This is a genomic window from Streptomyces sp. NPDC058664 (genome assembly GCF_042716635.1).
In the GTDB taxonomy this organism is placed as follows: Bacteria; Actinomycetota; Actinomycetes; order Streptomycetales; family Streptomycetaceae; genus Streptomyces.
The window spans coordinates 102,045-123,441 of record NZ_JBHXRW010000010.1; the positions used below are offsets into that span (position 1 = coordinate 102,045).

18 protein-coding genes are annotated in these 21,397 nt (G+C 74.1%); 6 read left to right on the forward strand and 12 right to left on the reverse strand.

What is annotated here, in order from left to right; translation table 11 throughout:
- Positions 1 to 62: 62 nt before the first annotated feature.
- A complete protein-coding gene (locus ACFWUY_RS11075; RefSeq protein ID WP_384105345.1) occupies positions 63 to 1,250 on the forward strand; it encodes a globin domain-containing protein in 1,188 nt (395 codons plus the stop codon).
- Between the two features lie 160 nt (positions 1,251 to 1,410).
- Here ACFWUY_RS11075 and ACFWUY_RS11080 read toward each other — a convergent pair whose 3' ends face one another.
- The 12 genes from ACFWUY_RS11080 to ACFWUY_RS11135 form a co-directional block, all read right to left on the reverse strand.
- Positions 1,411 to 1,782, reverse strand: a complete 372-nt coding sequence (locus tag ACFWUY_RS11080) for a peptidase inhibitor family I36 protein (RefSeq protein ID WP_384105348.1) — start codon at positions 1,780 to 1,782, stop codon at positions 1,411 to 1,413.
- Positions 1,779 to 2,588, reverse strand: coding sequence for a hypothetical protein (locus tag ACFWUY_RS11085; protein WP_384105351.1), 810 nt, complete (start codon positions 2,586 to 2,588; stop codon positions 1,779 to 1,781). Before ACFWUY_RS11085 ends, ACFWUY_RS11080 begins: the two co-directional genes overlap by 4 nt.
- 281 nt (positions 2,589 to 2,869) lie before the next feature.
- On the reverse strand, positions 2,870 to 3,655 hold the full coding sequence (locus ACFWUY_RS11090) for a polysaccharide deacetylase family protein (RefSeq protein WP_384105354.1): 786 nt from the start codon (positions 3,653 to 3,655) through the stop codon (positions 2,870 to 2,872).
- Positions 3,656 to 3,844: 189 nt separating this feature from the next.
- The gene (locus ACFWUY_RS11095; protein ID WP_384105357.1) at positions 3,845 to 4,222 is read right to left on the reverse strand and encodes a hypothetical protein; all 378 of its coding nucleotides are present in this window, start codon (positions 4,220 to 4,222) and stop codon (positions 3,845 to 3,847) included.
- A gap of 115 nt (positions 4,223 to 4,337) precedes the next feature.
- The gene (locus tag ACFWUY_RS11100; protein ID WP_384105359.1) at positions 4,338 to 5,885 is read right to left on the reverse strand and encodes an ATP-dependent DNA ligase; all 1,548 of its coding nucleotides are present in this window, start codon (positions 5,883 to 5,885) and stop codon (positions 4,338 to 4,340) included.
- Between the two features lie 72 nt (positions 5,886 to 5,957).
- A complete protein-coding gene (locus ACFWUY_RS11105) occupies positions 5,958 to 7,139 on the reverse strand; it encodes a DUF6397 family protein (protein WP_384105362.1) in 1,182 nt (393 codons plus the stop codon).
- A gap of 197 nt (positions 7,140 to 7,336) precedes the next feature.
- Positions 7,337 to 7,750, reverse strand: a complete 414-nt coding sequence (locus tag ACFWUY_RS11110) for a roadblock/LC7 domain-containing protein (RefSeq protein ID WP_384105365.1) — start codon at positions 7,748 to 7,750, stop codon at positions 7,337 to 7,339.
- A gap of 232 nt (positions 7,751 to 7,982) precedes the next feature.
- Entirely contained in the window at positions 7,983 to 8,600 is a 618-nt protein-coding gene (locus ACFWUY_RS11115; protein ID WP_384105367.1) for an ATP/GTP-binding protein, read from the reverse strand.
- On the reverse strand, positions 8,581 to 8,997 hold the full coding sequence (locus ACFWUY_RS11120) for a DUF742 domain-containing protein (protein ID WP_384105369.1): 417 nt from the start codon (positions 8,995 to 8,997) through the stop codon (positions 8,581 to 8,583). Before ACFWUY_RS11120 ends, ACFWUY_RS11115 begins: the two co-directional genes overlap by 20 nt.
- Positions 8,998 to 9,010: 13 nt before the next feature.
- Positions 9,011 to 9,445 carry a roadblock/LC7 domain-containing protein gene (locus ACFWUY_RS11125; protein ID WP_384105372.1) on the reverse strand — a complete coding sequence of 145 codons (435 nt, stop codon included), beginning with the start codon at positions 9,443 to 9,445 and terminating at the stop codon, positions 9,011 to 9,013.
- Positions 9,442 to 12,576 (reverse strand): nitrate- and nitrite sensing domain-containing protein, encoded by a 3,135-nt coding sequence (locus ACFWUY_RS11130; protein WP_384105375.1) that lies wholly within the window; start codon positions 12,574 to 12,576, stop codon positions 9,442 to 9,444. The genes ACFWUY_RS11125 and ACFWUY_RS11130 overlap by 4 nt, the downstream gene beginning before the upstream one ends.
- A 75-nt stretch (positions 12,577 to 12,651) precedes the next feature.
- Entirely contained in the window at positions 12,652 to 13,485 is an 834-nt protein-coding gene (locus ACFWUY_RS11135; protein WP_384105378.1) for an MHYT domain-containing protein, read from the reverse strand.
- A 151-nt stretch (positions 13,486 to 13,636) separates the two neighbouring features.
- Between ACFWUY_RS11135 and ACFWUY_RS11140 the strand changes: the two genes are divergently transcribed.
- The 5 genes from ACFWUY_RS11140 to ACFWUY_RS11160 all read left to right on the forward strand — a co-directional run bounded on the left by ACFWUY_RS11140 (position 13,637) and on the right by ACFWUY_RS11160 (position 21,224).
- Entirely contained in the window at positions 13,637 to 14,245 is a 609-nt protein-coding gene (locus ACFWUY_RS11140; protein ID WP_384105381.1) for a class I SAM-dependent methyltransferase, read from the forward strand.
- A gap of 299 nt (positions 14,246 to 14,544) precedes the next feature.
- Positions 14,545 to 14,880 carry a hypothetical protein gene (locus ACFWUY_RS11145; protein WP_384105384.1) on the forward strand — a complete coding sequence of 112 codons (336 nt, stop codon included), beginning with the start codon at positions 14,545 to 14,547 and terminating at the stop codon, positions 14,878 to 14,880.
- Between the two features lie 267 nt (positions 14,881 to 15,147).
- Positions 15,148 to 16,134 (forward strand): hypothetical protein, encoded by a 987-nt coding sequence (locus tag ACFWUY_RS11150; protein WP_384105387.1) that lies wholly within the window; start codon positions 15,148 to 15,150, stop codon positions 16,132 to 16,134.
- 207 nt (positions 16,135 to 16,341) lie between these two features.
- The gene (locus tag ACFWUY_RS11155; RefSeq protein ID WP_384105390.1) at positions 16,342 to 18,192 is read left to right on the forward strand and encodes an HSP90 family protein; all 1,851 of its coding nucleotides are present in this window, start codon (positions 16,342 to 16,344) and stop codon (positions 18,190 to 18,192) included.
- A gap of 2 nt (positions 18,193 to 18,194) precedes the next feature.
- Complete coding sequence (locus tag ACFWUY_RS11160) at positions 18,195 to 21,224, forward strand: hypothetical protein (RefSeq protein WP_384105393.1); 3,030 nt, start codon at positions 18,195 to 18,197, stop codon at positions 21,222 to 21,224.
- The last annotated feature ends 173 nt before the right edge of the window (positions 21,225 to 21,397 follow it).

Here is a 21,397-nt window from a genome sequence, read left to right on the forward strand (position 1 = left end):
GCGCACAAGACGCACCCGCGCGCTCTTAAATACGTAGATGATCTACCAGATTGCGAGTTCTCATGCTGTCCGAGCAGGCCGTCCCGGTCGTCCGCGCCACCCTGCCCGCCGTCGGCGGCGCGCTCGACCGGATCACCGAGCGCTTCTACGGGCGCCTCTTCGCCGCTCATCCCGAGCTTCTGCGCGACCTGTTCAACCGGGGCAACCAGACGAGCGGCGAGCAGCGGCAGGCACTCGCCGGCTCCATAGCCGCCTTCGCCGTCGCCCTGCTGGAGCGGCCGGACACCCGTCCCGACGTCATGCTCTCCCGGATCGCGCACAAGCACGCTTCGCTCGGCGTCACGTCCGCGCAGTACAAGATCGTGCACGAGCACCTCTTCGCCGCGATCGTCGAGGTTCTCGGTGACGCCGTGACTCCCGAGGTCGCGCGGGCCTGGGACGAGGTGTACTGGCTGATGGCCAACGCACTGATCGCCGTGGAGGCCCGGCTCTACCAGGAAGCCGGTGTCGCCGAGGGCCAGGTCTGGCGGTCCATGGAGATCGTCGAGCGGACGGAGGAGACGGCCGACACGGTGTCCTTCGTCCTGCGTCACGCCGACGGGGCCCCCGCGGCCGCGTTCCGGCCGGGCCAGTACGTGAGCGTCCAGGTCACGCTGCCCGACGGCGCCCGGCAGATCCGCCAGTACAGCCTGTCCGCCGCGCCCGAGCGGCCCCAGTGGCGGATCACCGTGAAGCGGGTCGACGGCGACCCGGCCGGCGAGGTCTCCTCCTGGCTGCACGCCCACGCCCGCGCCGGGGACGCGGTGGAGGTCTCCGCACCCTTCGGCGACCTGGTCCTGCCCGAGGGCGACAGCCCCCTGCTGCTCGCCTCCGCCGGAATCGGCAGCACCCCGATGCTGGCCATGCTCGACCACCTCGCGACGACCGGCTCGACCCGGCCGGTCGTGGTCGTGCACGCCGACCGCTCCCCCGCGTCCCACGCGCACGCCGCCGAGCTGCGGCGCCTCGTGGACGCGCTGCCGCAGGGAACGCTCCACCTCTGGTACGAGGAGCCGGGCGACTCCGGGGCTCGTCCGGGCCGCGCGGACGTCACCGCGCTCGACCTGCCGGCCGGCATGACCGCGTACCTGTGCGGGCCGCTGCCCTTCCTCCGCGCGGTCCGCGGCGATCTCATCGGCCGGGGCATCGAGGCCGCCGACGTCCACTACGAGGTGTTCGGGCCCGATCTGTGGCTCGGCCACGAAGGCTGACCCACTCACGAGACCACGGGGGGGGGGACGGCCGGGAAGTACGGCCGCCACGACGGAAGCAGGACGGGAACGCGGGAACCGGACGGACGGGGTCCGGGCATGCGCGATACCCGGCCCCGCGCCCCCGGCCGCCCCCCGGCGGTCGGGGGCGCGGGGCGGGTCAGCAGCCGGTCGACCAGACGTGGGAGTCGCCGCGGTCGTTCGCCGCGCCGTTGTAACCGACCTCCTGTCCCGGAGCGAGACAGATGGTCATGCTGCCGCCTTGCCAAGCGCTTTCGTACACCTGGACGTGGTCCTTGATGCCGGGTCCTGAGATGCCGTGGTTGGCCCAGGAGGAGTCGGTGTCGGAGATCCAGCTCTCCCACCAGCCGTCGTCTCCGCTCCAGTTGGCGCGCTGACCGCCGAAGTCGGAGTTCTGCCAGACGCAGAACTCGCCGCTGGGGCATTCGGCGGCCCCCGCGGAGGTGGCGAGTGCCAGGCCGGCGGTGGCGGCGAACAGCGCCGCGGCGGTGGTGACGAGAAGTCGCTTCACGAGGGGGTGGGGCCTTTCTGCGGGTGGGTGGGCGCGGGCAGTTCGGCTGCCCGCCGCAGCGCGCGGTCGCGCAGCTGCCGGTATGTGGCGAGCTCACCGCGGCGCAGCGTGCGCACCGTGGTCAGCTCGGCGTCCTCCAGCCGCGCACGGACCTCGTCGAGTCCGCTCTCGCGGGCGCAGCGGGTGGCGGCGGCCGGGTCGGGGCGGGCGGGGCGGGGCCGGTCGGGAGGCGTCACGCACCGGGTCCAGCGGGCGAGTGCCGCACGGTGGTCCGGGTCGGCGCCCATCCGGGCCTGGGCCTCGGCACGGAGGTTGTCGACGACGACCTGGGCCCGGAACCAGCGGCGCTGGTCACCGTAGAGCCGGTGGCGGGCGGAGGCGAGGCAGCCGTCCTCGTGGGCGGTGACCGTGGCGCCCGTGGCGAGGGTGACGGAGAGTTCCCGGGGGCCGGTGCCGAAGAGCGCCGCCCGGAAGGCCCGGTCCTCGTCCGGGGCGCGGGGCCTGGACGACAGGGAAAGCCCCTGACCGTCGAGGCAGTCGGCGACGAGCCGGTGCTCGGCGGCCTTGAGGAGGGCGTCCTGAGCCGCCGGATCGGAGGGGACCCCGGGGGGTCCGGACGCTCCGGGCCCGACGGCGGTGCAGGCGGAGATCAGGAGCGCGGCCGCCGCGGTCAGGAGTACGTGGCGGGTGCGCGAGGTGGTGCGGAGCAAAGTGGTCCCCTCCTGCGATCGTCCCTGGTCGGAGCGGTCGGCGAGTGATCGGATCGACGGCTCGGGAAGATCACTGCCCGGGTGCGGAACCACCATGCCGGGCCTCACTCGAACGAGTCGAACGCGCCGGGGCGCGCGCCCCTCGGGCGCCGTCGACGTGCCGTGCGGGAGGGGCCGGGAACGACAGAGCCCCGGTTGGACGGGGGATTCCAACCGGGGCCGCTCGCCGTGACACGAAGGGCGGTCACCTCTGGGGGGGACCTTGGGGACCGGACCCCTTCGCAGTCACATACGTATGAACGGTAAACCTTTCCCGAATGTTCCGAGCGTTCCCGAGTGGGGGATGTGAGTCACCTCACCCCCTTTCGGGGGGCTTGTCAGTCCTTCTCGGGACGGTAGACGGCGCCCGGCTCGGCCGTGCCGGGGGCAAGGAGCTCCGGCACCGTCACGAAGGTGAAGCCCCGCCGCTTGAGTTCGTCGATGATCGACGGGACGGCGGGGACCGTGCCGTCGTAGATGTCGTGGAGCAGGATGATCCCGTCGCCGTGCGCCTGTTCGAGCACGCGCTGCCGTATGAGGGCCGAGTCGGTCGTGGAGTAGTCCTTGGCGGTGACGCTCCAGAGGACCTGGGCGAGCCCGAGTTCCCGGCTGACGTCGGACACCGTGTCGTCGGTACGGCCCTGCGGCGGGCGCATGAGGGTGGGCTTCCGGCCGGTGATCCTCTCGACGGCGTCCTGGGTGCGGGACAGCTCGTCACGGACCTCCGCCGCGTCCAGATCGGTCAGGATCCGGTGGGTCCAGGTGTGGTTGGCGACCTCGTGCCCCTCGTCGGCGATGCGCTTGACCACCTGGGGGTAGCGGTCGACGTGCTTGCGGCCGAGCAGGAAGAAGGTCGCGGGGACCTTCTTCTCCTTGAGTATGTCGAGGAGCCGGGGGGTGTCCTTGCCCGGCCCCGCGTCGAAGGTCAGGGCGATGCACTTGACCTTGGCGCAGTCGACGCGGCGGGCCGTGGAGCCCGCCTTGTCGTCCGTTCCACCGTCTCCTCTGGCGTCCTGCGGCGTGACGGTGTCGACTCCGCAGCCGCCGAGCGTCAGCATCAGCGACGCGGCGGCGAACAGGACGGCGACGGCCCCCGTGCGTCGGCCCGGCCTGGATCGGAACATGGTGAACCCGCTTTCCCGGTGATGTCTTCGATGCGGCCGGAAACCACCTGGTCAGGGCGGGTCAGGGCCGAACGAGCACTCTACACACGGTGTATACCGGGAAGATCGGCGGGGTCCTTCCGCCGTACGGGCACACGTGAACCCCGGACGGCGCCCGTCCGCTCCGTCCGGGGAGTACGATCCGTCCGCTCAGCGGGAGGCGAGCAGGAGCCGGGCCTCGGTCTCCTGATCACCGGAGACGGAGTGCAGGGACTGGATGTCGAAGCCGGCGGCGAGCACCTTCTCGACCTCGTCGACGGCGTGGTACCCGCCGGTGAGCGTGGCGTTGATCGGGGAGGTCAGACGCGTGGGACGCACTTCCTCGTGTGGGCCCCCGGCCGTGTCGTAGGTGGACGTCCAGACGGTGGGGGAAGGTCCCGTGGCCGTCTGTGGCCCCGGAGCCGCCGTGTCCTCCAGCCGGTAGACGCCGTCGAGGACGTCGAAGACGGCCTGGGCGTCCTCCTGGCTGCAGTCGCACAGCTGCACGGTGACGTCGGTGTCGATGTGCAAGTCGTACACGTCGCTCATCTCCTCGCGGCCCGCCGGTCGCTCGGGGCATCCCGCGCTCGTCGTACCGGCACTCGTCGTGGCACGACTCCAGCATCTCTCGGGGGACGTCGTCGCGCGAGGCCCACCCGGCGACTCAGCGACGGCCGGTGATCTCCTCGACCGTGTCGGCCTCCGAGGCCGGCTTGTCGGGACGGTGGCGCACCACACGGGCGAAGCGGAGGGTGACACCGGCCGGGTAGCGCGTCGAGGTCTGGAGCCCGTCATAGGCGACCTCGACGACGAGTTCGGGCCGTACCCGTACGGTGAATCCGTCGTCCTCCACGACGAGCTCTCCGAGCCGCTCGGTCTGCCAGCGCAGCATCTCGTCGGTGAGTCCTTTGAAGGTCTTGCCGAGCATGACGAAGCCTCCGTCGGCGGCGCGGGCACCGAGGTGGAGGTTGGAGAGGAGCCCGGTCCTGCGCCCGTGGCCCCGTTCGGCGGCGAGGACGACGAGGTCGACGGTGTGGACGGGTTTCACCTTCAGCCAGGTGCGTCCTCTGCGGCCGGCGACGTACGGCGCGTCCAGCGCCTTGACCAGGACGCCTTCGTGCCCGCGGGCCAGTGTGTCGGTGAAGAACCGCTCGGCCGCGCCGGTCTGCTCAGGGTCCGCCGGGTCGGTGACGACGACCCGGCGGACCCGCTGGGCCTCGGGGAGCAGTCGGGTGAGGACCTCGTGCCGTTCGCGGCCCGACCGGTCGATCAGGCCCTCTCCGTCGACCGCGAGGACGTCGAAGAACACGGGGGTGAGGGGCAGGGCCGCCCGCGCGCCGGCCACGTCGACGCGGGAACCGACCCGGGACGCGATGGACTGGAAGGACACGGGGCGTCCCGTACCGGCGTCGAGGGCGATCACCTCGCCGTCCAGGATGAACGCGTCGCCGGGCACCGCGCGGGCGGTCGCCACCACTTCGGGGAGCCGGCCCGTGATGTCGTCGAGCGAGCGGGTGTACACGCGGACCTCGTCCCCGCGCCGATGGACCTGGACGCGGATGCCGTCGAACTTCTCCTCCACGACGCAGGGCCCGAGGGCGGTGATCGCCTCGGTGACGGATGCGGCGGTGTGCGCCAGCATGGGCTGGACGGGATTGCCGACCCGCAGGGCGAACCGGTCGAGGGCGGCGCCGCCCTCGGCGAGCACCGCCCGGGCGACCGGGGGCAGCGCGCCTTCGAGCATCACGGCGCGCCGAAGTTCGGCGGCGGGCACGGTGGCCGCCCGGGCGACTCCTTCCAGGGCGATGGCGTCGAGGGCTCCCTGCCGCACCTCGCCGGTGAGCAGCCGCAGCAGGAGTTCCTGTTCGTCGTGGGTGGCGGCGGCGAACAGGGCGTGGACGATGCGGGTCCGCGCGGCGCGGGCGCCCGGCCCGGAGACCTCGGCGAGTTCCGTCATCACCTCGTCGACCCGTCCGAGCGTGAGGATCGGCTGCTCGACGGAAGGCACCGCGGGTGGGACGACGCCCTTGAGGACGCTCCACCCGACCCCGATCCGTCCCTGCGGAAGCCGGCCCGACAGGTACGCGATGGCGAGGGGGCTCTCCTCCGGCGCGGCCTCCGCGAACAACTCGGCGAGGAGTCCGATCTTGCGCGAACGCGCGGAGGCGGCGGCGACCTCCCGGGACACCTCCGCGACACGGGCGAGCAGCATGGGCCCATCCTCCCCACACCCCTCGAGCGCCGCATGCCGACACCTCCGCGAGATCGCCCGCGGGCGACGGCGTCAGGGCCAGGACACCGGGCGCTTCCGGCCGGCGCCCCGTCCGGCGTCCGCCCTCCTGCGGCGGAACCTGTCGAGAAGCTTGCCGCGTGCCGCACGGCCCGGCGGACGGTCGGTCACCGCAGGCCGCCCCGCCGGAACCGGCACCGCCGTGGGCGGCGAGGACGGGGGCGGTGGTACGGGCGGAGCCTCGGGGCCGCCCCACGGCACGGCCGCCGCCCCGAGCGGCACCACCGGCACGGGCGGCGCGGAAACCCCGGAGGATCCGGTCGGCACGGGAACCCCGGGCCGCACAGCGGGTACGGGCGCGCTGGTCAGTACGGGCGCCCTGGTCGGTACCGGTGGCCGCGGCGCCACCGGTACCCAGCCGCCGGCCAGGACCGCCGCCGCGACGCCCGGCACGACGGCGCCGGTCTCGCCGGGGTACGGAGCCGGCCGCTCGGCGCGCGCCTCGTCCAGGGCGAGCACCAGACTCGTCCGCTGCCAGAGGATCTCGTCCGGGTCGTCGGCCCGGGTGAGGCGCTCGGCGATCTCCCGTGCCGGGGCCCGCACCGGCACCCCCGGCGGTGGCGCCGGCCGCAGCCGGTCGAGGTGGGCGCGCTCGTACGGATCGTCGACGACCTCGGCCACCTGCACCGGGTCGAGCTGCGAGGCGATGGCGGCGGCCCGTGCCCAGGAGTCGCCCGCGGTGCGGAGCAGCACGGCGAGCCGTCGAGCCCGCCAGTTCCCGGGCCGCCGGTCCTCGTGCGCGGCAAGGCGTTCGCGGAGGTCCAGGGGCAGTCGGCCGGTGAGCAGCTCCGGGCAGGTGCGGCCGAACTCGGCGACCTCCTCCGCGAGATACGTCCACACCACCGCCCGGTAGCGGTTCAGGGAGAACCGCACCGGGCTGACGTGTCCCGTCCTGGCCAGCCTGGTGAACCGGTCCGGGGTGATCTCCAGAAGCGCGGCGGCCTCCCCGGTTCCGACCGCGCGCACCCGTTCTCGCAGGCCGGCCGGGAAGTCCGGCGCGGCCTTGAGACGGTCGAGTTCGCACCGCTCGATCCGCCGCTGTCCGCCGCCCTCTCGCACCTGCGCCGTCCTCACCAGGCCGAGCTGGACCGCCAGCCGGAACTCCTCGCGCCTCAGTTCCAGTTCCTGTGCGGCCCGCCCCGGTGTCACCGTGCGCGCCCCTTCGTCCACCGTCATGCCGTGGCCCTCCCCGTACGTCCGTGTTCCCCGTGACGCGGCCCTTCCGCCCCACACCAAGAATGTAACGTAGAGTGACGACCCCCGCACGGTCTGTGGACAACACCTCTGCGCGCGGACGGAGGGACGGCGGGACGAGGGGAAGGACGAACGGACTCGGTCTCAGGCGCCGGACTCAGGGCGCCGGACTCGAGGCGTCAGAGCACACCGCCGCCCGGACGGCCCGGCTGTCGCGCAGCCACGCCGAGGTGTTCGCCGACCCGGTTGACCAGCAGCGTCATCTCGTACGCCACCTGGCCGACGTCCGCCTCCGCCGCGCTCAGGACGCACAGGCAGCTTCCCTCACCCGCCGCCGTCACGAAGAGCAGCGCCTCGTCGAACTCCACCATCGTCTGCCGCGCCCTGCCCGCCCGGAAGTGCCGGCCCGAACCCCGGGCGAGGCTGTGCAGACCGGACGAGACGGCGGCCAGGTGCTCGGCGTCCTCGCGCGCGAGCCCGCTGCTCGCGCCCGTCACCAGGCCGTCGTTCGACAGCACCAGCGCGTGCCGTATGAATCCGACCCGCTGGGTCAGGTCGTCGAGCAGCCAGTCGAGTTCCTTGTCCAACGCCATCAGTGGTCCTCCCCCTAGGTGGTGCGTCCCCGCCGGCCGTGGTCCCGTGGTCCCGCGGTCCCGTGCCGTCGTGGTCCGCCGTGTCGCCGTATCCCCGCAAGCCTTACGCACTGTCGTGGACAGGGCAAGCACCGCACCACGCCCGTGCGTGCCGCACGAGGGGGCACGGCGAGCTGAACGGCGTCTCCGGCCAGGACGTTTCCCTCCCCTTCCTCTTCCCTCCCTCCTCGGCTCACCCGACGGTGTCGAGGAGCCGGGCGGTGTGCATCCGTCCGGCGTACTCGACCAGCCGGATGAGCACCTCCTTCCCTGAGTCGCGGTCGCGCGCGTCGCACAGCACGACGGGCGTGCCCCGGTCCAGGTCGAGGGCGCGGGAGACATCCGCCGCACCGTAGGTACGCGCGCCCGTGAAGCAGTTGACGGCGACCAGGAAGGGAATCTTCCGGTGCTCGAAGTAGTCGACCGCGGGGAAGCAGTCCTCCAGGCGCCGTGTGTCGGCGAGGACGACCGCCCCCAGAGCGCCCTGGGACAGCTCGTCCCAGAGGAACCAGAACCGGTCCTGACCGGGCGTCCCGAAGAGGTAGAGGGAGAGCCCGGAGCGGATGGTGATGCGCCCGAAGTCCATGGCGACGGTCGTGGTGGTCTTCTGGTCGACTCCCCCGGTGTCGTCGACGGACTCCCCTGCGCGGCTGAGCTGTTCCTCGGTGCGCAGCGGCCGGATCTCGCTGACCGCGCCGACGAGGGTGGTCTTGCCCACGCCGAATCCGCCGGCGACCAGGATCTTCAGGGCGAGGGCGGTGGTGTCCGCGCCGTCGTCCGCACCGCTGCTCTCAGAGCGCTCGTAGGCCATCGATTACTTCCCTCAGGATTCTTTCGTCAGGGAGCTGTGCGGGCGGTACGGGTCTGCTGACGCGTACGAAGCCCGATTCGAGGAGGTCACCGAGGAGGACCCGGACGACGCCGACGGGCAGGTCGGCGTCGGCGGAGAGTTCGGCCACCGACTGGGTCTCGGCCCGGCACAGGGTGAGCAGGGACCGGTGTTCGGGGCCGAGGAGCGACTCCTCGGCCGGTCCGGGCGGGTCGTCGTCCACGACGACGAGGGCGATGAGGTCGAACCTCACGTTGCTGGGCCCCGGCTTGGTCCGTCCGCCGGTCATCGCGTACGGGCGTACGAGCGGTCCGGCGTCGGCGTCGTACCACTGACTGCCCGGCACGGACGGGCCGTCGCCGGTGCTGTCCTGGTTCATGGGTCTCTCCGGGTCAGCCGGCGGTCGGTGGGGTCACCGTGAGCCGCGGCGGGGTGTGCAGGTGCTCGCCGACGCGCTTGACGAGGCGGGCCATCTCGTAGGCGATGAGGCCGATGTCGGCGCTCACGGAACTGAGGACGGCGAGGCAGGAGCCGTCCCCGGCCGCGGCGACGAAGAGGAAGCCGTCGTCCATCTCGACCATGGTCTGGCGGACGCCGCCGGTGTGGAACTGGCGCCCGGCGCCCTTGGCGAGGCTGTGGAAGCCGGAGGCGATGGCGGCCAGGTGCTCGGCGTCCTCCCTGCTGAGTCCGCTGGAGGCGCCGACGGCGAGGCCGTCGTTGGAGAGCACCACGGTGTGGCGTACCTCGCGGACCCGCATGACGAGGTCGTCGAGGAGCCAGTCGAGTTCGCCGGACCGGTGGTGGGAGATCCTCTCGTGGTCGATCATGCGTGGTCTCCTTCGGAACGGGGGTCGTCGAGGGGGGTGGTGCCGTGGCCGAGGCCGTGGCCGGTGCCGCCGCCGGCCTCCGTGGTGCGGGAGTCCGAACGAGGCCGGGTGGAGGGGGCCTCGGCGGGCTCGCCGTCGAAGCCGGTGCCGAGCGGGCGCCTGCTGCCGGGGGCGGCGCCGCCGCCCCGCTGCCAGCCGTCCCTGTAGGCGGTCATCCGGTCCCGCACCCGCTCCGGGGTGCGGGTGTCCGCGCCGGGCTCGGAGGGCACGAAGGCCGGTGCGGGAGCGGGTGCCTCGCGCAGCTGGGGAACGAGGCTGGCCTGGCGTACCCGACGGGGCAGTTCGGCCTCGGAGTCGTCGTGTCCGGGGTGAACGGCGGGCGTGCCGGGGGCTTGTTCCCGCGTCGGCGGCGGTACGGAGGGGCCGCGGCGGCGCAGTTCGGTGACCCTGGCGGGCGGCGGTCCGGGCTCCGGCGGCGCGGCGAGCGCGGGGACGGCGGTGGGGCGCGGCAGCGGCTGTGGCCGGGCGGACGGCGGCACGGGAGGCCGGGGGCTCCCCGTCTCCTGGGGTGGGGTTCCCGGCTGGGGTGGGGTTCCCGGCCGCGGGGCGGCCCGGCGGGGTTCCGGGACGGACCCGGCGGGAGCGGATCCCCCGGACGACGGGCCGGCGGGCGTGGCTTCCGTGACGGCGGGGCCGAGGGGAACGGGCGGGCCGCCCCGTCCGGGCGACCGGGGCGCCGGTGGCCGGCCGAAGCGGCGGGCTTCGGCCCGGTGCGCCTCCTCGCGCTCGCGTGCGGCACGGGAGCCGTCCGTACGCCGGTCGTCGCCGGACCGGTCGGCGCCGGACCACTCGGTACCGAACCGGTCGGTGCCGTGTCCTACGGCGCTTCCGTGTCCGTCGTCGCTCCGGCGGTCGTCGGCGTCCGGGGCCCGGCCGCCGGGGGCGGCCGTACGGGGATCGCGCGCGTGCGAGGGTCCGGCGTGGACCGCGTCGGGCCCTTGCCCGGGGGCCGGTGTGCCGCGGCCCGGCGGCAGCGCGCCCTGGAGCAGGTCGGTCGGCAGCAGGACGACGGCCGTCGTGCCGCCGTACGGAGAGGTCCGGAGCTGGACCTTGATGTCGTGGCGGGAGGAGAGCCGGCTGACCACGAAGAGGCCGAGCCGGTCGCTGTCGAAGAGGTCGAGGGCCTCGGACTGGGCGATGCGGGTGTTGGCCTCGGCGAGGGTCTCCCTGCCCATGCCGAGCCCCCGGTCCTCGATCTCCAGGGCGTATCCGTTGCCGACGGGTTCGCCGCTGACGCGCACCTTGGTGTGGGGCGGGGAGAACTGGGTGGCGTTCTCGATGAGTTCGGCCAGGAGGTGCGTGAGGTCGGCGACGGCGCCGCCGATGACGGCCGTCTCGGGAAGCCGGTGGACCTCCACGCGCGCGTAGTCCTCGATTTCGGAGACGGCGGCGCGGACGACGTTGGTGAGCGGGACGGGCATGCGCCAGGCGCGGCCGGGGGCGGCGCCCGAGAGGATGATGAGGCTCTCGGCGTGGCGTCGCATCCGGGTGGTGAGGTGGTCGAGCCGGAAGAGGTCGCCGAGTTCGCCGGGGTCGTCGGCGCGCCGCTCCATGCTGTCCAGGAGGTTGAGCTGACGGTGGACGAGGACCTGGCTCCGCCGGGCGAGGTTGACGAAGACCCCGGAGATGCCGCTGGCGAGTTCGGCGCGTTCGACGGCGGCGGAGAGGGCCGCGCGGTGAACGGTCGTGAGGGCTTCGCCCACCTGCCCGATCTCGTCCTGGGAGACGGGTCCCGGCGGGGCCTCGGCCTGGACGTCGATCTCCTCGCCGGCGCGCAGCCTGCGCATGGCGGCGGGGAGTTTGCCTCGTGCGATGCCAAGGGCGGTGTTGCGGAGGCTGACGAGTTCGACGACGAGGCCGCGGCCGATGCGTACGGAGATGACGAGGGAGGCGGCGACGGCCGCGAGGCCGAGGACCACCGCCGCGCCGCCCGCGCCGAGCACACCGCCGGCGAAGGGGTCGGCCCGGTCGGCCGCCGCGGTGCGCGCGTCGGTCTCGATCGCGGTGAGTCCGCTCCGTACGGCGGCGAGGGTGGCGTCCCAGTCCGCCGAGGTGACCGCCTGGGCGGCGGGGCGTCCCGGGCTCGCGGTACGGATCAGGTCCTCCGCCCGGGTGAGCCGGGTGTGGTCTCCGCTCTCGGCGAGCCGGGTCCACGCGGCGCGTTCGGCGGGCGGCAGGTCGGCGGTGGCCGAGGCGGTGAGGGTGCGCCGGGTCTCGACGGCCCCGGAGAAGGCGCGGAGCCGCTCCTCGGTGAAACGGCCGCCGAGGTGGGCGGAGGTGAGGAGGGCGTCCTCGCGGGACAGCATCTCGCCGGCCCTGCCGAATTCGAGGAGTACGCGCGCGTCGGATCCCTGCCGGGTGTCCTGGATGCCGGTGAGGGCGCCACCGACGGCGAAGGCGGCGGAGACCGCCGCGGTGTACTCCTCGTACACCTGGTCCCAGTCGGCCCGCCCGTCGGTGGCGGCGGTACGAAGTTCGGCGAGACCCTCGACCTTCCCGACGAACGCGCCCACCCGGTCGCCGACGCCGCCGGGCAGGTCCCCGGTGTCGCCGACGGTGTGTTCTTCGTCCAGACGGAGCCGGTCGACGGCCTCGTCCGTGCGCCTGATCCGGTCCTTGAGCTCGGCGGCCCGGGCGGCTCCGGGGGCGGCCACCTGCCTTACGGCGGCGCGTCGTTCGTCCTGGAGGGCGGCGAGGGCGGCCGTCACGGGCCGGCGGATCTCCGCGTCGACGCGCTGGAGTTGGCGGAGCCGGGCGACGTCCTGGGCGGTGGTGACGGTGGCGAACCCCCACAGTGCGAGGAGCGAGACGACCGGAACCATCAGGAGGGAGACGATCTTGGCGCGGACGGTACGGGGCCGGAGGCCGAGACGCGCCGGGGGGATCCGGCGCGCGGCGGGAGGTACCGGGTGCGCCTCGCCCGCGACCGCCCGCGCGGTGGTCGGGAAGGCCTCGGGGGTGGGCTCCCCCGGCTCGTCGGCGGGCGGTCCGGCGTGTGCGCGCCGCCCGCGCGCGGCCCCCGTCGGCGGCGCCGTCGCCTCGGCGCCCTTGGTCTTGCGGGGAGTTCGCATGGCCTCCTCGTTCCGGCTGCGGCTGTCTCTGGTGCGGTGGGTCCTGCGGGACGGGCAAAGCTGGCGGAGTGAGGGTCAGTTCATGGGCGTACGGGCGGTCGGGGCGGTCCGGAAGCCGGGCGGCGCGACGTCGACGGCGTGCTCGTCCGGCTCGGTGAGGCGCCCCGCGGAGGCGTAGGCGTCCCGCTCCCTGGCCGTCGGGGAGAGGGCGACGAAGGCGGAGGTGATGAAGAGGTACGAGCCGAGGCCGACCGCGAGCGGGAAGATGAACTGCATGACCGTGGCGCCCGGCAGGGGCGCTCCGGAGGGGGCCACCTCCACCTGTACGGCGAACATGCCCGTGTAGTGCATGCTGCTGACGGCCGCGCCCATCACGAGGGACGCGACGGCCACGGCCGCGGGCGAGTGGATGTTGAGGGCCGCCCACAGGGCCGCGGTGGCGGCGACGACGGCGATGAGGACCGAGAGGCCGACGAGTACGGGGTCGTAGCGGACCTCGCCGTGGAGCCGGAGCGCCGCCATGCCCATGTAGTGCATGCTCGCCACGCCGACGCCCGTGGTCAGACCGCCGATCAGGAGCGAGCGGACCCGGTCGCGTCCGTAGCCGACGGCGAACACGCCGACGCCGACGACGGCCATGGCGACGACGAGGCTGAGGATGGTGAGCGGAACGTCGTAGCGGATGTCGGTGCCGGTCACGCCGAAGCCGAGCATCGCCACGAAGTGCATCGTCCAGATGCCGGTGCCGATGGCGGAGGCCGCGGTGAGCAGCCAGTTCCGCCGCGAGCGACCGGTCGCGTCGAGCGCTCGTACCGTGCAGCGCAGCCCGAGGGCGGCGCCGACGCAGGCCATCGCGTACGACAGTGCAGGTGTCAGCCAGCCGAAGGTGGCGTGGTCCAGGTGTCCCATGGCTCAGGAACGCTAGTGCGCATCGGGGGGCGCACCAGGGGCGCATTTCGAAAGCTGATGGAATATGACAGAGAGATGGTTCCGAACGATCGCGCCGGGCTCGAACGTGCACGCAGAACGTTCACCCCTCCGAGTACGGAATCATGAGCTCATGAGCGATGACCCCACAGATGTCCGAGAGTTCTTCGGTGCCCGCGCCGCCGACTGGGACAGCCGGTTCCCCGACGACGGACCCGCCTACGCGACGGCCGTGGGCGAACTCGGGCTGCGCCCGGGCGACGCGGTACTCGACGCGGGCTGCGGGACCGGGCGGGCCCTGCCGCCGCTCCGGGCCGCCGTCGGTCCCTCCGGGACCGTGCTCGGCGCCGATCTCACCCCCGAGATGCTCGAACAGGCGGTCCGTGCCGGGCGAGGCGGAGCGGACGGCAGCGCGACCCTGCTGCTCGCCGACGTCGGCCGTCTGCCGGTGCGCGACGGCGCGCTGGACGCCGTGTTCGGTGCGGGTCTCATCTCCCACCTGGCGGAACCCGTCGCCGACCTGCGTGAACTCGCCCGGGTCGTACGGTCCGGCGGCCGGCTCGCGCTCTTCCACCCGATCGGCAGGGCCGCCCTCGCGGCCCGCCACGGCCGGCGGATCACACCGGACGACCTGCGCGCCGAACCCCGGCTGCGCCGCGTCCTCGCCGAGGCCGGCTGGCGGCTCGACAGCTACGTCGACGAGGACACGCGCTACTTGGCCCTGGCCGTCCGCGAGAGCTGAGGCCGCACCGCCGCGCGCCGCACCGCCGCGCCGGCTCGTGCGGCAGAGACCGGCCGCGGCCGGGGACGACCCGGCCGGCGCCCGGGAACTCGGAATCCGGGTGGCACGCGAGGCCCGGGCACGCGCGCGTGGCGTCCCTCCCCACCGCCCTGCCCCACCGGTCCGCGGCCGGTCCGCGGCCGGTCCGGCGTGGCCGGGTCTCTTCGTGACCACTACCTGCCAACGCACCCTTCTGTCCCGGCACTTCACTGTCTACCGTGGTCGTACCGGGCAGTCGTGCCCGGGAAGGGCGGTGCGGCGTGGCACGGATTCCGGAAAGACTGCGCAGGCTCCTGCCCTCCGCCCGGCGGGCACCCGAGACCCCCGCGCCGACGCCACCGCGGCCCCGGCAGGGACACAACCTGTTCGAGGCGGCCGCGGACTACGTGGCGGCGTGCGCCGAGGACGACGCGGCCCGGGCGGAGGAGGCGGCGGGCCGGGTCTCCCCCGGCATGCTGTCGTTCGGCGTCAACGAGCTGGCCTGCCGGGCCCTCCTCACGCTCGCCCGGGAGAGGAACGAGTCGCCGACCGCGGTGGCCCGGTCGCTGCTGGGCCTCCGGGACGACCGGGCACGGCGGCCGGCGGGCGACGCCTGAAGCGTGGCGAGGAAGGCCGTGCCCGGGCGGGACGGAGCCGGGCGCGGCCGGTGCGACCACGCGGCGCGCCGTCGCCGACGGCGACTCCGGTGAGCGGGGCCGGGGGCCGGGCCGGTGTCCATCGCAGAGCCTGGCACCGGCCGCTGACAGACACCCCGTCACGTCTCCCGTCAGGTGAAGCACCGGTGGAAACCCGGTGGCAACGGTGTCGGTGGGCCCGCTTATGCTGCACCGGACTCGTACACGGGGCCTGGGGAGGACGCGGCAATGTTCGGCAAGGTGTTCGGCAGGGGTGCGGAGAGTCCGGCGGCGGATCCGCACGCCCTTCCCGTCCCGCGCAGACAGAAAAGCGGGATGTACACCCTGCGCGCGCTCGGGGACCGGCGGGTGCTCGCGCTGGTGGAGGCGGCCGACGCGGGTGACTGGGAGGCGGTCAAGGCGGCGCTGGCCCCCTTCGACATCGGCCGTGACCATCACGTCCTGGGCGAGCTCGCCGACATGGACGGCGTCCAGGACTGGATCGGCCGGGCCGTCGAGGAGGACAAGGAGCACCGGGCGACCGCCCTGCTGATATCCGGTGCGCGCCACATCGCATGGGGCTGGGAGGCGCGCACCGCCGCGCGTGCCGCGGACGTCACGCAGGAGCAGTGGCGGATCTTCCACGAGCGGCTCCACATCGCAGAGGAGCAGCTGCTCGAGGCCGCGGAGGCGCGACCGGAGTGGGTCACGCCGTGGCGCCGCCTCCTCACCTCCGGCCGCGGCATGTCGCTGGGCGCCGCCGTCAACGAGGCCCGGTTCGACGCCGCCCTGCGCCGTGACCCGCTGGACCTGGAGAGCCACCTCGAGTGGGTGTCGCAGTCACAGCCCCGCTGGGGCGGCGAGCCCGGCCAGGCCGTGGCATTCGCCCGTGACGCGCTCGCCCGGGCGCCGCAGGGACACCGGCTCGGCTGTGTGATCGCCATGGCGCACATCGAGGACTGGGTCGAGTCGGACCGAGAGGACTGCCTGGTGGATCCGGCGATCCGGTCCGAGCTGCGGGACGCGGCCGATCACAGCGTCCTCCACCCCGCCTACGTACGACGTCCGGGCTGGCAGTACGACTTCAACATGTTCGCCATGGCCCTGTCGCTCGCGGGTGAGCGGCACACGGTCCGGCGGGTGTTCCAAGCGCTCGACGGCGCCTACGTCAGTTGGCCGTGGAGCTACTTCGCGGAGCCCGAGAAGGAGTTCGCCCGCCGCCACCGGCGCGCCTGAGCACGACGCCGACCCCGCCTCACCTCACCCCGCCCCGCCCCGCCTCACCCCGCCCCGCCCCGCCTCGTCCCGCTCCGCCCGCAGCCCGCAGCCCGCCGCCTCACCCGTCTCCGCCGCGCCCGTGGCCCGCCGCCTCGCGCACCCCCGTACCTCTCGTGCCTCCCACACCACCCGTAGCCTGCCGCCTCTCGCACCCCGGACTGCCCGATGAACCTGCCCGAAACCGCCGCGAACCCGGCCGGCGCCGACCGCACCTTCCAGGTGGATCTGCGCGGCCTCGTCGACCTCCTCTCCCACCACCTCTACTCCAGCCCCCGCGTCTATCTGCGCGAACTCCTGCAGAACGCGGTGGACGCGCTGACCGCCCGGCACGGCATCGAACCGGCCGCCGCCGACGACGCCTTCGGCATCCGTCTGTACGCCGACGGCGCGGTGGTACGCGTCGAGGACGACGGCGTCGGTCTCACCGAGGCCGACGTGCACACCTTCCTCGCCACGATCGGCCGCAGCAGCAAGCGCGTGGAGCAGATCACCGAGCGGCGCGGCGACTTCATCGGCCAGTTCGGCATCGGACTGCTCTCCTGCTTCCTGGTCGCGGACGAGATCCACGTCCTGAGCCGCTCCGCCCGGACGCCCGGCGCCCCCGCCGTGGAGTGGCGGGGCCGCGGCGACGGGAGCTACACCGTTCGCACCCTGCCCGCCTCCGCCCGGCCCCGCCCCGGCACCACCGTCACGCTGACGCCGCGCGCCGACGCGGCCGAGTGGACCCGGCCGGCGCGGGTGCGGGAACTGGCCCGGCACTTCGGCTCCCTGCTGCGCCACCCGGTGACCTTCGACGACGGCAGGGGCGGCGGTCCGGGCTCACCCGTCAACCCCGAGCCCGCGCCCTGGGCCCGTACGTACCCGACACCGGGATCCCGCTCCCGCGCGCTGGCCGCGTACGGCGAGGAGGTCTTCGGGTTCAAGCCGCTGGACACCATCGAGCTGGATCTGCCGGCCGTAGGTCTGAAGGGCATCGCGTGCGTACTGCCCGAGACGGTGCCGGCCGGGCGCCGCCACGGCCACCGCGTGCACGTCAAGGGCATGCTGCTGTCGGAGCAGGCCGAGGAGATCCTGCCCGAGTGGGCGTTCTTCGTCCGCTGCGTCGTCGACGCCGAGAGCCTGCGCCCGACGGCGTCCCGCGAGTCCCTGTACGAGGACGACACCCTCGCCGCCGTCCGCGACGCCCTCGCCGAGCGGCTGCGCGGGTGGATCGCCCGGGCCGCCGCCAGCGACCCGGACCTGCTCGCCCGCTTCCTCCAGGCCCACCACCTGGCCGTGAAGTCGCTGGCGGTGCACGACGACGAGATCCTGCGGATGCTGCTGCCCTGGCTGCCGTTCGAGACCACCGACGGGCACACCACCCTGGACGAGTTCGCCCGCACCCACCGCACGGTGCTCGTCACGTCGAGCGTGGAGGAGTTCCGGCAGGTCGCGGCGATCGCCTCGGCCGCCGGGCTCGGCGTCGTCAACGGCGGCTACACCTACGACCGTGAACTGGTCCACCGGCTGCCCGAGATCCGGCCCGAGGTCAACGTCGCCGATCTCGACCCGGCGACCCTCACCGCCCATCTCGACCCCGTCGACCGGGAGACGGAACTGGCCGCCGCGGCCTACCTCGCCCTGGCCCGTGACGCCCTCGCCGTCTTCGACTGCGACGTCGCGCTGCGCACCTTCCAGCCCGCCTCCGCCCCCGCCCTCCTCGTCGACAGCCGCGAGGCCCGGCACGAGCGCACCCGCTCCCAGCTCGCCCGTGAACAGGAGGGCGGCCTGTGGGGCGACATCCTCGGCGCCCTGCGCCAGGAGGCCCCGCGGGCCCAGCTGATCCTCAACCAGCTCAACCCACTGGTCCGCACCGCCGTCGCCATCGCCGAGCCGGAACTGGCCCGCACCAGCGCCGAAGCCCTCTACGGGCAGGCCGCGCTGCTGTCCCGGCGCCCGCTCAGGCCCGCCGAATCGAGCCTCATCAACCGTTCCTTCCTCGACCTCCTCGCCCACGCCCTCCGCAAGGACAGCTGACGATGCCGACCGCCGCACCCCAGACCACCGACGAGCTGTACCGGGCGCTCCAGGAGAACGACCGGCGTCCCTACGGCCGTACCCGCACCGTCACCGCCGAGGAACTGGTCGACGCCGCCGAGCAGTTCGCGGAGCCCGTCGCGCTGGTCCGTGCCCTGTTCGAGCTCCAGGAGGCGTACACCTACGGCTCCGAACCCCGGAAGTCGCCCGTCGTCTTCGCCCGGCTGCTCACCCTCTTCGACGAGCAGCCCGACGTCTTCGACGAGCGGCTGCGCCACACGTTGTTCTGGCGGTTCAAGTGGGTGGCCAACGCCCTGCGCGCGCTGCCCGAGGTTCCGCTGGCCGGTCTGCGCCAGTGGCTCACGGAGATGCGCGACCGGTACGAGAAGGCCGGGCTCGGCCTCCAGCCCTACTACGGGCAGACGTACCAGCTCGCCGCCCACCTCGGTGAGGACACGGCCCTCGCCTACGAGCTGTGGGCGGGCCGCGCCCGCACCCGGCTGAGCGACTGCGAGGCCTGTGAGATCTGCGAGCGCGCCCTCCACCACCTCGCGGCGGGCGACGACGAGCGGGCGCTGCGCGCCTGGGAGCCGGTACTGGCGGGGAAGCAGTCCTGCCAGGAGGAGCCGGCCCGTTCCGTCTCGTACGCGCTGCTGCCCGTGCTGCGCACCGGTCGCACCGACCAGGCCCGCGAGCTGCACCTGGCCGGCTACCGCGCCTGCCGCCGCAACCCCGCGATGTCCGGGGAGGTGGGCCGGCACCTGGAGTTCTGCGCGCTGACCGGCAACGAGGCACGCGGCCTCGAACTGCTCGCGGAGAACCGGAACCTGTTCGACGAGGTCGACTCGCCGCTGGACCTGCTCGACTTCCTCACCGGCGTGGAGGTCCTCCTGCGGCGTGTGGAGGCCCTCGGCCACGGCGGGCTTCCCGCCGCCGGATACGCGGGCCGTGCCTGGACGGTGAGCGGCCTGTGCGCCGAGGTGCGCAACCGCGCCGACGACCTCGCCGCCCGCTTCGACGCGCGGAACGGGACCACGGCCCACACCGACCGCCGCGGGGTCCGGCTCGCCCGTGGCCCGCTCCTGGAGGCGCTGGAACTGTCCCTGCGCGCCCGCGGCCTCGACGACGTGGCCCCGGCGGTCCCGGTCGCCGCGCCCGCCGCCCGCGCGGCCGCCGCCGAGCCCGAGTCGCTGCCGGAGCTCATCGTCAGGGCGCGGGCCCTGGACGCGCGGGGGCATCCGGACGCGCAGGCCTGCTGGGCGCGGCTGCGTGCCCTCGCCACCGCCCGCGGCTACGTCCACCCCGACGACCCGGCCGTCGGTCCGCTCGTACGGCTGCGCGCCGACCTGCTGGCCGACGAGGCGAGCCGGGTGGGCGACGACGACTACGCCGTCGCCGCCGCCCTCCACGAGGAGGCCGCAGGTCTGTACGAGGACGCCGGAGAGCCGGGTGACGCGGCGGTCGAGCGCGCCGCCGCCCTGCTCGCAGGGGCCGAGACCATTGCCGAGACCCCGGTCGGGACCGCCACGGGGGCCACGGCCGAGACCGGCGCCGGAGCCACCGCCGAAACCACCGCGGACGGCGCCGCCGCGATCGCCGCGGAAGGCGCCGGCGGGCCCGGGTCGAAGGCGGGCGCGTTCACCGCCGCCCACGAGGCCATGGTCCGCCTGCACGAGGAGACACCCGGTCTCACCCCGTACCAGGAGGCCCGCCTGCTGCGCATGCGGGCGACCTCGCTCGGCCTGCGCCTGCAGACGTCGGGGAGCGAGGAGCACATCGCTCCGGTCCTCGCCGAGGTGGACCTGCTCCAGTCGTTCGCCACCCGGCACGACCTCGCCGGGCAGATGTCGAACGCCCTGCTGCTACGGGCCAGCACCCACGCCATGTCCGGGGACCTGCCCGGCGCGGTCACCGAGATCGACGCCCTGCTCGACCGGCTGAGGGCGCACGGCCCCGCCTGGCACCTGCCCCGCACGCTCGGGCTGCGCGGCCGGCTCCAGCTCGGGCTGCGGGACGCCGAGACCGCGCACAGGGATCTGACCGAGGCCCTGCGCCTGGCCGCCGACTGGCCGGCCGACACCATCGACACCGCCCGCCTCCACAGCGACCTGGCCGAGACCTGCATGCACCTGGGCCGCCCTGACGAGGCGCTGCGGCAGCTGACCCGCTCCGCCGAGCTGGGGCTGCGCCGCGGCAACCGGACGGAAGCGTTCTGCACCTACAGCAACGCGGCCCAGCTCAGCCTGGACCTGGGCCGGGTCGAGGACTGCATCGCACTGCTCGACTCCCTCCTGGCCGAACCGGACGTCGCCGCCGGGGAGCTGGACGACCGGCTCGTCGCCCAGCTGCGGCTGACCCGCGCCCGCGCGCTGCACTCGGGGGAGGACCTCAAGGCCGCCACGGCGGAGTTCGTCGCCCTCGCGGCCGAGTCGGCCGGCTGGGACGACGACCCGGGCAGCCACGCCATGATCGCCGCGGAGACGGCCGTGCTCCTCGGCGAGGCCGGTGACTTCGACCGGGCCCGCGGCGTCGTGGACCAGGCACTCGCCGCCCATGCCCGGGCCCCTCGCTACGAGCAGCTCAGCAACTGCCTTCGCGAACTGGCCCGCCTCCAGGCACAGCGGCAGGGCCCCGACGGCCTGCCGGGCGCTCTCGTCTTTCTCGCCGACGCCGACAAGGTCGCCGACGAGGCCCGTGCCGCGGCGTACGAGGCCCGTGGCCGTTCCCTGGACAGCGCCCTGGCCTACGAGTACGGGCGGGTGAACGCCTTCGCCGGTGAGTACGCGGACGCCCTTGCCGCCCTGGAGAAGGCCCTCGCCCTGCTCGGTGAGCCGGGACCGGAGGATGACCACGTCGGCGAGTGGGCCGAGTGCGTCCGGCTCACGAGCGCCGTGGAGGGCATCTACCTGGAACGCCCCGCCCCCGCTCTGACCCGCCTCGACGCGGCGGTCTCCCACCTGACCGCCCTGGGCCGCACCGAGGAGGCCGAGCCGCTGTCCGCCCTGGCGGGCGGGCTGCGCGACGAGGAGTGAGGCGGCGGACGCGGCACCGGGGCGGTCGCCGATGTCCGTCGGCCCCGCCCCGGTGCCGTGTTCCGGGGCGGGGCGCCGGACCGGGGTGCCGAGCCCGGTTGCCGGGCCAGGGCGCCGGGGCCGTCGTTCGGGGCGGGGCGGGGTACCGCGAGCGTGAGCACGGTGGAGGCCCG